We start from the raw sequence: 12,161 nt of genomic DNA, 5'->3' as shown, positions 1-12,161 counted from the left end.
TGCATGGGGCCCCGCAGGTCAGGGGACCCTCACTTTGTCTCGATATCGAGATACTCGCATGACATGTCCCAGAGATCCGCACAGGCGCGCCTCCCTAAGCTGAGCGCATGACAAGCCCCGTCGACCGCTTCTACGGCATCATCCCCGCAGGAGGGGTGGGTTCTCGCCTCTGGCCTCTCTCGCGAGCAGACGCCCCCAAGTTCCTCCACGACCTCACCGGCAGCGGGCGCACCCTCCTGCGCGGCACGTGGGAGCGGCTCGCCCCCCTCGCAGGCTCCGAGCGCATCATGGTCGTCACGGGGCGCGCCCACCGCGCGGCGGTCGAGGCGCAGATCCCCGAGCTCACCGACGCCAACATCGTGCTCGAAGCGGCCCCGCGCGACTCGACCGTCGCGATCGGCCTCGCGGCTGCGATCCTGCTGCGCCGCGAGCCCGACGTGATCATCGGCTCCTTCGCCGCCGACCACGTCATCACCGATGAGCCGGCGTTCCGCGAGAGCGTCGAGCAGGCGATCGCCGTCGCCGACACCGGCGCGATCGCGACGATCGGGATCCACCCCACCGAGCCCGCCATCGGATTCGGCTACATCCGCTGCGGCGCGGCCCTCGAGGTCGCCGACGCTCCCGACGCGCTCTCGGTCGAGAGCTTCGTGGAGAAGCCGGACCTCGCCACCGCTCAGAGCTACCTCGCCGACGGCGGCTACCTGTGGAACGGCGGCATGTTCATCGCGCGCGCCGACCGCCTGCTCGCCGAGATCGAACGTTTCGATCCGGTGCTGCGCGCTCAGCTCGACGAGCTCGCGGCCGCCTGGGATTCGCCCGCCACCCGCGGGCCCGCCGTCGACCGCCTGTGGCCGCAGCTGCGCAAGATCGCGATCGACTACGCCGTCGCCGAGCCAGCTGCGGCGGCGGGCACGCTCGCCGTCGTGCCCGGGCACTTCGGATGGGACGACGTGGGCGACTTCGCATCCGTCGCCAAGCTCAAGTCGGGCGGGCGCTCGAGCGACCTCTCGATCCTCGGCGAGAACGCGCGCGTGCTCGCCGATGCGTCGAGCGGCATCGTCGTGAGCCACAGCGACCGCATCATCTCGCTCATCGGAGTCCGGGATATCGTCGTAGTCGACACCCCCGATGCGCTGCTCGTGACCACGACCGAGAACGCCCAACGGGTGAAGAGCGTCGTCGACGCCCTCAAGCTGTCCGGACGAGACGAGGTTCTGTAGAGATGTCCCGCATTCCCCTGGTGATCGACACCGACACTGCGCAGGATGACTGCGTCGCGCTGCTCATCGGCCTCCTCGACCCGGCGGCCGACCTGCGCGCGATCACGATGGTCGCCGGCAACGTGGGCTTCGCCCAGCAGGTGCGCAACGCCCACCTCACGCTCGCCGCGGCCGGTCGCCTGGGTGAGGTGCCCATCCACCTCGGATGCCAGCGGCCGCTCGTGCGCGAATGGGTGTCGGCCGAGAACGTGCACGGCGACGGATCCGGCGGCCTCTCGCTCGACGACGCCGACACGCTGCCGACATCCGATGAGCACGCCGTCGACGCGCTCATCCGCCTCGCAGCCGAGAACCCGGGCGAGCTGCGCATCGTCGCGATCGGACCGCTCACCAACATCGCGACGGCGCTCGTGAAGGATCCCGACTTCGCAGCGAACGTCGGGTCGCTCTGGATCATGGGCGGTTCGAACAACGGTCGCGGCAACATCACCGCGGCGGCCGAGTACAACTTCTACGTCGACCCGGAGGCCGCCAAGGCGGTCTTCGCCGCGGGCTTCGACATCACGGTCGTGCCGTGGGATCGCCTCACCCTGCGTGACGCGGTGTTCAGCCGCGACCAGCTCGCCGAGATCGGCCGCATCGGCACGCCGCTCGCGACCTTCTTCACCCACATCGTCGAGACGACCCTCGCGTTCGACGAGTCGGTCGGCATCCCCGGATCCACGCACCCCGACTCGCTCACGGCCGCCGTGCTGCTGCACCCCGAGCTCGTGATCGACGCCGCGGAGTATCACGTGGACGTCGAGACCGGCTCGGACCTCACCCGCGGATACTCGGCGATGTCGTGGGGCGTGCATGGCCTCGAGGCGAATGCGCGCGTCATCGAGCGCGTGGATGCCGATGGCTTCTACCGCTACATCTCGGCGCTCGTGAGCTCCGATGTGCGCCCGAGCGCTCCGATCCGAGGGCTCGCGGTCGCCTGATCATTTCGCGAACGTTTCCGCATGATCGCCACTTGGTAACCATTCGGCCGCAATCCGGGGAGACGTCATCCGAACGCTGGTCATCCGACGTAACGTGATGTCACCCGGCACCCCGGGCCACCATGTCATGGGAGGACATCTGTGAACACGATCACCCGCAAGCGGGTCCTCGGAGGCGTCGCACTCGTCGGCGTCGCCGGCCTGCTGCTCTCCGCCTGCTCCGCCGCCCCCGAAGAGGGCGGGTCCGCCGGAGACGACGCCAAGGACTTCCTCGCCTGCGCCGTCTCGGATGAGGGCAGCTGGAACGACAAGTCGTTCAACGAGGCCGCATACGAGGGCCTCGTCAAGGCCAAGGACGAGCTCGGCGTGAGCATCGCCGACGCAGAGTCGCACAGCCCCGAGGACTTCGAGGGCAACCTCAGCGCCATGGTCAGCGAAGGCTGCGACGTCACGTTCGCGGTCGGCTTCAACTTCTCGATCAACGACGTCATCTTCAACTTCGCGGACGCCAACCCCGACGCGAACATCGTCTGGATCGACGGCTGGAACCAGGGCCAGTCGAACCTCAAGCCCATCGGCTACTCGATGGCTGAGTCCAGCTACCTCGCCGGCTACCTGTCGGCCGCCTACTCGACCTCCAAGGTCGTCGGCACCTACGGCGGACTCAACATCCCCGCCGTCACCGACTTCATGACCGGCTTCTACAACGGCGCGAAGGCGTACGAGGTCGAGACCGGCACGCCGGTCACCGTCGTCGGCTGGGACCCCGCGACCCCCGACCAGGGTGACTTCGTGGGCGACTTCGCCAACACGGGTGTCGCCAAGTCGATCTCCGAGGGCCAGCTCGCCGCCGGCGCCGACGTGATCTTCCCCGTCGCCGGTGGGCTCTTCACCGCGACCGCCGAGGCGATCCGCGAGGGCGGCAACCCCAACGCGGTCATCCTCGGTGTCGACAAGGACATCGCGACCACGCAGCCTGAGCTCGCGGACCTCACCCTCACCTCGGTCGAGAAGCGCATGACCGCCGCGGTCTACGACGTCATCGCCGAGCTCGTGGAGGGCGGCGAGTTCAGCGTCGACCAGTACACGGGAACGCTCGAGAACGAGGGCACCGCGCTCTCCGCCTTCGGCGACTTCGACTCGAAGGTCCCTGCCGACCTCAAGGCGAAGCTCGACGAGCTGAAGGCCGGCCTCATCGACGGGTCGATCGACCCGCTCGTGACGCCCACCGCGTAACACCTCACGCCAGACGGCAGCGCCGGGGCGGCTATCAGCCGCCCCGGCGCTGTCGTCTACGCCAGCCTTCCGGCAGGATGGACACACCATGAAACTCGAGCTGCGCGGGATCACGAAGCGCTTCGGATCCCTGGTCGCCAACAACGCCATCGACCTCGTAGTCGAACCCGGTCAGATCCACGCCCTTCTGGGCGAGAACGGCGCCGGCAAATCGACCCTCATGAACGTGCTCTTCGGGCTCTATCAGCCCGATGCGGGCGAGATTCTGCTGGACGACGAAGTCCGGCACTTCTCCGGCCCCGGTGAGGCCATGGCCGCTGGCATCGGCATGGTGCACCAGCACTTCATGCTCATCCCCGTCTTCACCGTCGCCGAGAACGTCATGCTCGGCCACGAGCCGACCAAGGGCGGAGTGATCGATCTGCGTGAGGCTCGCCGACGGGTGCGCGAGATCTCCGACCGCTTCGGATTCGACATCGACCCGGACGCGCTCGTCGAGGACCTCCCTGTCGGCGCTCAGCAGCGTGTCGAGATCGTCAAGGCGCTCTCCCGCGAGGCGAAGGTGCTCGTGCTCGACGAGCCCACCGCCGTGCTCACGCCGCAGGAGACCGACGAGCTCATGGTCACGATGCGCAACCTCGCCGATGCGGGTACGTCGATCGTGTTCATCACCCACAAGCTCCGCGAGGTGAAGGCCGTCGCCGACACCATCACCGTCATCCGACTCGGCAAGGTCGTCGGATCGGCCGAGCCCACCGCCTCCACCGACGAGCTCGCCTCGCTCATGGTCGGCCGCGCCGTCGAGCTCACCGTCGACAAGAACCCGCCGAAGCTCGGCGAGGAGGCGTTCGTCGTCGAAGGGCTCACGCTCTTCGGTCCGGGAGGCACGCTCCTGCTCGACGACGTGACCTTCAGCATTCGTGCTGGTGAGGTGCTCGCGATCGCCGGCGTCCAGGGCAACGGCCAGACCGAACTCGCCGAGGCGATCGTGGGTCTGCGCGAGAAGCTGCGCGGCTCCATCCGGCTCAGCGGGCGCGAGCTCATCGGTCTCAGCGTGCGCGACGTGCTCGAAGCGGGAGTCGGCTTCGTGCCCGAGGACCGCAAGGTCGACGGCCTCGTCGCGGAGTTCTCCGTGGCCGAGAACCTCATGCTCGACCGCAGCTACGGCCCCCCCTTCGCGAAGGGTGTCGGCATCGACTTCGACCACCGCGACCGCTTCGCCGACGCCGCGATCGAGGAGTTCGACATCCGCACCCCCGGACGCGAGACCCTGGTGGGGCGTCTCTCCGGCGGCAACCAGCAGAAGGTCGTCCTCGCGCGCGAACTCGGACGCGACCTCAAGCTCTTCGTGGCCTCGCAGCCCACCCGCGGCGTCGATGTCGGCTCGATCGAGTTCATCCACGAGCGCGTCGTCGAGGTGCGCGACTCCGGCGTGCCCGTGCTCGTCATCTCGACCGAGCTCGACGAGGTCGTCGCGCTCGCCGACCGGATCGCGGTCATGTATCGCGGCTCCATCATCGACATCGTCCCGGCAGATACCCCGCGCGAACAGCTCGGTCGCCTCATGGCAGGAGTCCACGAATGACGACGATCACCCCGGGCGCCGAGCCCGAGATGGATCAGCGCCGCATCAACTGGCGTCACGTGATGCACGACATCGCGGCCGGCTCCGTCCTGCGCACGCTCCTGGCGATCGTGCTCGCGTTCGCGATCGCGTCGCTCCTCATCGTCTTCACGAACGAGGATGTGCCCGACACCCTCGGCTACTTCTTCTCGCGCCCCTCCGACTTCTTCGCTGCGGCGGGCGAGGCGCTGCAGCGGGCGTACGACGCGATGTTCCGCGGCGCGATCTTCAACACCCGCGCCTCGTCGTTCGAGGCGGGAATCAAACCGCTCATGGAGACGCTGAGGTTCTCCGGGCCGCTCATCGCGGCCGGGCTCGGCATCGCCCTCACGTTCCGCTCCGGCCTGTTCAACATCGGTGGACAGGGTCAGCTTCTGATGGGTGCCGTCTGGTCAGCGTGGGCAGCGTTCACTCTCGACCTGCCGTACGGTCTGCACCTCATCGTCGCGATCATCTTCGGCTTCGTCGGAGCGGGCCTGTGGGCCGCGATCGCGGGCTTCCTCAAAGCCAAGACGGGCGCCCACGAGGTCATCGTGACGATCATGATGAACTACATCGCGATCTCGCTCACCACCTACCTCATGCGCACGCCTGTGCTGCACGACATGGACTCGGGCAGCAACCCATCGACGCGCCCCCCGCTTCCGTCTGCCGTGTTCCCGCGGCTCTTCGGCGAGGCCTACGAGCTGCGCTGGTCGTTCGTGCTGTGCATCATCGCAGTCGGCGTGTTCTGGTGGCTCATGGAGCGCTCGCCGCTCGGCTTCCGTCTGCGGATGGTCGGCCTCAACCCCGACGCCGCGCGCGCCGCAGGCATCAACACCTCGCGGATGACGATCATCGCCATGACGCTCTCGGGTGTGTTCGTCGGGCTCGCGGGCATCAACCAGTCGCTCGGCCGCGACGGCAACTTCGCCCCCGGAATCGATGCGGGCATCGGCTTCGAGGCGATCACCGTGGCGCTGCTGGGCGGCTCCCGTGCCATCGGCGTGCTCTTCGCGGGTCTGCTGTTCGGAGCGCTCAAGGCCGCTGGCCCGTCCATGCAGGTCGCCGACGTGTCCCCCGACATCCTCGGCGTCGTCCAGGGACTCATCGTGCTCTTCATCGCCGCACCGCCGCTGGTGCGCGCGATCTTCCGATTCCTTCCCCAACCGCGTGAGATCACCGTGATCGGCACCGACAGGAAGCCCGCTCTCGAGCAGAAGGGAGGCGAGTGATGTCCGTCGTCGCCCCGACCGACCAGCCGTCGACCGGCCACACGGCCGCTCTGCCGCCGCGCTCCTGGCGCGTGCCCGTCATCCTCGCCGTCCTCGCCGGCCTCACGTTCGTCGTCTTCGGCCTCTTCGGCAGCGACGAGCTCGTGCGCTTCGTGTGGTCGGGCAACCGAGAGGCCATCCAGCTCGAACCCTCGACCTGGTCGCCGCGCCTCGTCGGACTCGTGGGCGGCGTGATCGCGCTCGCGGCCGCCGGGCTCGCACTGTGGTTCGCCTGGAACCGCCGCAAGGTCACCGTCTGGTTCTCGCTCGTCGTCGGGCTCGCGTTCCTCCTCGCCCTCGTGGCGTGGGTGGGCGCGGGCGGCAGCGTGCCGGTGGTCTTCCTGCTCACCGGTGCGATCGGCCTCTCCACCGCGATCGTCTTCGGTGCCCTCGCGGGCGTCATCGGCGAACGCGCGGGCGTCGTCAACATCGCCATCGAGGCGCAGCTGCTGGGCGGCGCGTTCACCGCCGCGGTCGTCGCGTCGACGACCGGCAACTACCTTCTGGCGCTCATCGCCGCGATGGTCTCCGGCGCGCTCGTGTCGATGGTGCTCGCCGCATTCTCGATCAAGTACCTCGTCGACCAGGTCATCGTCGGTGTCGTGCTCATCGGTCTCGTCACGGCGATCACCAACTTCTTCTACTCGGCAGTGCTGTCGCCGAACTCGGGTGCACTCAACAACCCGGGAACGCTCCCGCGCATCCGGATCCCGCTGCTCGCCGACATCCCGATCCTCGGACCGGTGCTCTTCGACCAGCGCATCACGACCTACCTGATGTTCATCCTGGTTCCCGCGGTGTGGTTCGTGCTCTTCAAGACGAAGTGGGGTCTGCGTCTGCGCGCCCTCGGCGAGCACCCGCTCGCCGCTGACACCGTGGGCATCAACGTCAACCGCTGGCGCTTCTGGTCGGTGACGATCGCCGGCCTCATCGCCGGCCTCGGCGGTGCGGCCCTCACCATCGGATCCGTGGGCGCGTTCGTGCGCGAGATGAGCGCCGGACAGGGATTCATCGCCCTCGCCGCCGTCATCCTCGGTCGCTGGCACCCGTTCTACGCAGCGCTCGCCGCACTGCTGTTCGGCTTCGCGTCGAACTTCCGCATCTGGGCGGGCCAGGCCGGATCCGCGATCCCGAGCGACCTCATCGCGATGACGCCGTACATCGTGACGATCCTCGCCGTCGCCGTCGTCGCGGGGCGCATCGTCGGCCCCAAGGCGGCAGGCAAGCCGTACCTCAAGGAGTGACGATGACCGACATCGACTGGCAGACGCTCCGCTCCGCCGCGATCGAGGCGATGCGCAAGTCGTACTCGCCCTACTCCAAGTTCCCCGTGGGGGCCGCCGCGCTCGTCGACGACGGCCGCATCGTCACGGGAGCGAACATCGAGAACGCGTCCTACGGCATCGGCCTGTGCGCGGAATGCTCGCTCGTCTCCGACCTCATCATGGGCGGCGGTGGCAAGCTCGTCGCCTTCTCGTGCGTCGACGGCAACAGCGGCGTGCTCATGCCGTGCGGCCGCTGCCGTCAGCTCCTCTACGAGCACTCGGCCGAGGGCATGCTGCTCGAGACGGTGTCGGGAGTGAAGACCATCGACGAGGTGCTGCCGGATGCGTTCGGGCCGCGCCAGCTGGAGGAGTACGCATCATGAGCATCGAGCCGTTCGACGCCGTCGACCTGATCCGCGCCAAGCGCGACGGAGGGCGGCTGGGAACGGCCCAGATCGACTGGCTCGTCGACGCCTACACCCGCGGGTATGTCGCCGACGAGCAGATGTCGGCGCTCGCGATGGCGATCCTCCTCAACGGGATGGATTCCGACGAGATCCGCGATCTGACGCTCGCGATGGTCGCCAGTGGCGAGCGTCTCGACTTCTCCACGCTCGGCAAGGTCACCACCGACAAGCACTCGACCGGGGGAGTGGGCGACAAGATCACCCTCCCGCTCGCGCCGCTCGTCGCCTCCTTCGGGGTCGCGGTGCCGCAGCTCTCGGGCCGCGGGCTCGGGCACACGGGTGGCACGCTCGACAAGCTCGAATCGATCCCCGGATGGCGGGCGCAGCTGTCGAACGAGGAGTTCTTCGCCCAGCTCGGCTCCGTCGGCGCGGTCGTGTGCGCCGCATCCGCCGATCTCGCCCCTGCCGACCGCAAGCTCTACGCGCTCCGCGACGCCACCGGCACCGTCGAGGCGATCCCGCTCATCGCGTCGTCGATCATGTCGAAGAAGATCGCGGAGGGCACGGCGTCGCTCGTGCTGGACGTGAAGTTCGGCTCGGGTGCGTTCATGCGCGACCCCGCGAAGGCGCGCGAACTCGCCGAGACGATGGTGCGACTCGGCCAGGACGCGGGCGTCGCGACGCGCGCTCTCCTCACCGACATGAACGTGCCGCTCGGACTCGCGATCGGCAACGCCAACGAGGTGCGCGAATCCGTCGAGGTGCTCGCCGGAGGCGGGCCCGCGGATGTCGTGGAGCTCACCGTCGCGCTCGCACGCGAGATGCTCGAGCTCGCAGGGCTTCCGGATGCCGACCCGGCGGAGGCACTCGCCGACGGCCGTGCGATGGACACCTGGCGCGCGATGATCGAGGCTCAGGGCGGCGACCCGGATGCGGCGCTGCCGCAGCCGCGCGAATCGCACACCGTGTTCGCGGATTCCGACGGCGTGCTCGCCGAGCAGGACGCCCTCGCTTTCGGCATCTCGGCCTGGCGCCTCGGCGCGGGCCGCGCACGCAAGGAGGATCCGGTCGTGCATGCGGCGGGTATCGACCTGCACGCGAAGCCGGGCGACGAGATCCGCAGCGGCCAGCCGCTCTTCACGCTGCACGCCGACGACGCAGCTCGCTTCCCGCGTGCCCTCGACGCCCTCGAGGGCGCCTACCGCGTCGCCGCCCCTGGCGCGACCGTCGAGGAGCGGCCGCTGATCGCGGCGCGCATCTCCTGACGCCCCGCCTCCGCCCCGCTCCCCGCCCCCGCCCCGCTCCCCGCCCCTCCGCACTGAGGTGTCAGTTTGTGCCGCCTGTGCCGTCCGGCACGCGGCACAAACTGACACCTCACGGGCGGGTGGGGTGCCAGCCGCGGCCACGGAGGCGCCCCGCGACCCGCTCGATGAGCTCCGCAGAGCTGATCAGGTCGTCACCCGTCGCCCGGATCATCGACCAGCCAGCGTCTTCGAGTGCGGACATGCGGCGGAGGTCGTGCCCCCACTGGCCGCGCTCGACGCGATGGTGGTCCCCTTCGTATTCGACGCCCACGCGCTGGTCCTCGAAGGCGAGATCGATCCTCGCGCGGCCGCCGTCCGGGCGCTGAACCTCGAGGTTCGGGGTGACGCGGGGAAGGCCGGCGGCACGGAAGCGGATGCGCAGCGTGGACTCGGCTGGGGAGTCGGCGTCAGGCGACAGCATCGCCAGTGCGGCTCGTCGATCTGCGCGCCCTCGGCGTCCCGGGTGCACATCCGCGAGAGCCGCGATCTCGCCCAAGGTGGCGAGCGGCGCGCGCGACCAGATGAGTCGGTCGCCCGCTGCGACGAGCTCCTCGAGAGAGAGCGTGCCCGCGAGGTCGCACCAGGTGCGTGCCGGAGTCGTGACGGGGATCCTGCTGAGCGAGGTGAGCTCGGCAGGCGTGATGACGAAATGATGGCCGACGACCCCGGCGAGGCGCGAGGGGCGCACGCGATGGGGGTGCCCGACGTGGAGCTGCGACTGCCGCTGAAGCCGTCGGGGGAGTGGGATCTCCCAGAGGCGCGCAGCGGTCGGCCCGCAGATGAACGCGTCCGCTCGGAGCACGGGAAGCGCGGCGAGACACAGTTCGACCACCTCTCGTGGCGGTGTGGTCGTCCGAGCTCCCCGGAACGGGGTGACGAGATCGCTGCGGCGAAGCCGGGGGCGCGGGATGCCGAGGGTCGGGGCGTCGCGAACGGCGAACGCGGGTGGGGTCGAGGGAGGCAGCGGACGCGGAGCGGGCATGCCCGCATGCTTCCCGGCGGGTGCACGCGGGCGTCGCGGCCTCCGCTCATCCGTTGACAGCGGCGCGGCCGCCGAGATGGGGGGGCCGCCCCGCCCCCGCCCTCGCCCACACCGAGGTGTCAGTTTGTGCCGCCTGGGCCGTCCGGCAGGCGGCACAAACTGACACCTCGAGGAGGGGGGAGGTGGGGCGGGGGTGCCCCGCGTTCAGCTTCGACACGGTTTCGAACCGGATGCGCCGACTACGCTGGAGCCTATGAGCGACGCTGCACACGAAGACCACTATGTCGACACGTTCGACCTTCGTACCCTTCCCAAGGTGTCGCTCCACGACCACCTCGACGGGGGACTGCGTCCGCAGACGATCATCGAGCTCGCCGAACCCCTCGGCATCGAGCTTCCGGCGACCGACGCGGGCGAACTCGCCGCGTGGTTCGCGGAGAAGTCGGACTCCGGATCCCTCGTCGAGTACCTGAAGACGTTCGACGTGACGCTGTCGGTCATGCAGACCCGCGAGGGCCTCGTGCGCGTCGCGCGCGAATTCGTCGAGGATCTTGCCGCTGACGGCGTCGTCTGGGGCGAGGTGCGCTGGGCACCCGAGCAGCACCTCACGCGCGGACTCTCGCTCGATGACGTCGTCGAGGCAGTGCAGCAGGGCCTCGAGGAGGGCGTCGAGAACGCCGCCGCGACAGGCCACGGCATCCGCGTCGGCCAGCTCGTGAGCGCCATGCGACACCTCGACCGCGGTCTCGAGATCGCGCAGCTCGCGCTGCGTCACCGCGACCGCGGAGTCGTCGGCTTCGACATCGCGGGCCCCGAGGCGGGCTTCCCCGCGAGCCGCTTCGCCGACGCCTTCGATCTGCTCGCGCGCGAATGCTTCCCCGCCACGATCCACGCCGGCGAAGCCGACGGCCCCGAGTCGATCCGCAGCGCCCTCGTCGACGGCCACGCGCTGCGCCTCGGCCACGGTGTGCGCATCGCCGAGGACATCACGATCGAGTCGCAGGACGACGAGGCGAGCTACGTGAGCCTCGGCTACCTCTCCCAGTGGGTGAAGGACCGCGGCATCGCCCTCGAGACGAGCCCCAGCTCGAACCTCCAGACCGGCGCCATCGCCGCGTGGGGCGACGACATGACCGCGCACCCCTTCGACCTGCTCTACCAGCTGGGCTTCCGCGTCACCGTCAACACCGACAACCGCCTCATGAGCTCCACCACGCTCACCCGCGAGCTCGGGCTGCTCGTCGACGCGTTCGGCTACGACCTCGACGACCTGCTGACCTTCCAGCTCAACGCGGCCGAGGCGGCGTTCCTCCCGCTCGAGGAGCGCGCCGAGCTCATCGAGCTCATCGAGGACGGATTCGGCGCCGCCTGATGGACAGACCGAACGACCTCCCCGCGCTGCCCGACACCGGCATCGTCCTCGCGGCGGCCGCCGGCGATTGGCGCTCCGCCGTCGAGATCGCCGGTGACGCGCTCACCGCATCCGGAGCCACCGAGGCCGGTTACACGTCCGACATGGTGCGGATGATCGAGGACCGCGGCCCGTACGTCGTCGTCGCGCCGGGCCTCGCCCTCGCGCACGCACGACCCGGAGTGACCGTCAAGCGCGACGGCGTCGCGATCGTGACGCTCGCCGAGCCGGTCGATTTCGGTCACCCCTACAACGACCCGGTGCGTGTCATCGTCGCCCTCGCGGGCGCATCGAGTGCGAGTCATCTGCGCCTCGTCGCCGAGAGCGCGAACATCTTCAACGACACCGACGCCGTCGAGCGCCTCGCGGCCGCCACGGACGCCGACACGGTGCGCGAGATCCTCGGCGTGCGCGCCGAGGGCTGACCTCGCCAGTCACGACGCCGCCCGGCGCACCCCGCGCGAAGGTCGGAG

The 12,161-nt window shown here is 69.4% G+C and carries 11 protein-coding genes; 10 read left to right on the top strand and 1 reads right to left on the bottom strand.

Annotated features, from left to right (window positions below):
- Positions 1-107 precede the first annotated feature (107 nt).
- From HCR12_RS11025 to HCR12_RS10990, 8 genes are all read left to right on the top strand, one after another.
- The gene (locus tag HCR12_RS11025; protein WP_166866371.1) at positions 108-1,223 is read left to right on the top strand and encodes a mannose-1-phosphate guanylyltransferase; all 1,116 of its coding nucleotides are present in this window, start codon (positions 108-110) and stop codon (positions 1,221-1,223) included.
- Positions 1,224-1,225: 2 nt separating this feature from the next.
- The gene (locus HCR12_RS11020; RefSeq protein WP_166866369.1) at positions 1,226-2,206 is read left to right on the top strand and encodes a nucleoside hydrolase; all 981 of its coding nucleotides are present in this window, start codon (positions 1,226-1,228) and stop codon (positions 2,204-2,206) included.
- A gap of 141 nt (positions 2,207-2,347) precedes the next feature.
- Positions 2,348-3,442, top strand: coding sequence for a BMP family lipoprotein (locus tag HCR12_RS11015; RefSeq protein ID WP_166866367.1), 1,095 nt, complete (start codon positions 2,348-2,350; stop codon positions 3,440-3,442).
- A gap of 88 nt (positions 3,443-3,530) precedes the next feature.
- Complete coding sequence (locus HCR12_RS11010; protein ID WP_166866365.1) at positions 3,531-5,027, top strand: ABC transporter ATP-binding protein; 1,497 nt, start codon at positions 3,531-3,533, stop codon at positions 5,025-5,027.
- Positions 5,024-6,280, top strand: a complete 1,257-nt coding sequence (locus HCR12_RS11005) for an ABC transporter permease (RefSeq protein WP_224763426.1) — start codon at positions 5,024-5,026, stop codon at positions 6,278-6,280. The genes HCR12_RS11010 and HCR12_RS11005 overlap by 4 nt, the downstream gene beginning before the upstream one ends.
- Complete coding sequence (locus HCR12_RS11000) at positions 6,280-7,563, top strand: ABC transporter permease (protein ID WP_166866363.1); 1,284 nt, start codon at positions 6,280-6,282, stop codon at positions 7,561-7,563. Before HCR12_RS11005 ends, HCR12_RS11000 begins: the two co-directional genes overlap by 1 nt.
- Positions 7,564-7,565: 2 nt before the next feature.
- Positions 7,566-7,967, top strand: a complete 402-nt coding sequence (locus tag HCR12_RS10995) for a cytidine deaminase (RefSeq protein ID WP_166866361.1) — start codon at positions 7,566-7,568, stop codon at positions 7,965-7,967.
- On the top strand, positions 7,964-9,256 hold the full coding sequence (locus HCR12_RS10990; protein ID WP_166866358.1) for a thymidine phosphorylase: 1,293 nt from the start codon (positions 7,964-7,966) through the stop codon (positions 9,254-9,256). The genes HCR12_RS10995 and HCR12_RS10990 overlap by 4 nt, the downstream gene beginning before the upstream one ends.
- Before the next feature lie 109 nt (positions 9,257-9,365).
- Here the strand turns inward: HCR12_RS10990 and HCR12_RS10985 are convergent, their stop codons facing one another.
- On the bottom strand, positions 9,366-10,277 hold the full coding sequence (locus HCR12_RS10985; RefSeq protein ID WP_166866356.1) for an endonuclease domain-containing protein: 912 nt from the start codon (positions 10,275-10,277) through the stop codon (positions 9,366-9,368).
- Between the two features lie 253 nt (positions 10,278-10,530).
- Here HCR12_RS10985 and HCR12_RS10980 point away from each other — a divergent pair, with 253 nt between their 5' ends.
- Both HCR12_RS10980 and HCR12_RS10975 read left to right on the top strand, forming a co-directional pair.
- Entirely contained in the window at positions 10,531-11,649 is a 1,119-nt protein-coding gene (locus tag HCR12_RS10980; protein ID WP_166866354.1) for an adenosine deaminase, read from the top strand.
- Entirely contained in the window at positions 11,649-12,113 is a 465-nt protein-coding gene (locus HCR12_RS10975) for a PTS sugar transporter subunit IIA (protein WP_166866351.1), read from the top strand. Before HCR12_RS10980 ends, HCR12_RS10975 begins: the two co-directional genes overlap by 1 nt.
- The last annotated feature ends 48 nt before the right edge of the window (positions 12,114-12,161 follow it).

Origin of the sequence: Salinibacterium sp. ZJ70, from assembly GCF_011751865.2 — a bacterium.
GTDB lineage: Bacteria > Actinomycetota > Actinomycetes > Actinomycetales > Microbacteriaceae > Homoserinibacter.
Note: the sequence above shows the minus strand (reverse complement) of the source record. Positions and strands in the feature narration are given on the sequence as shown.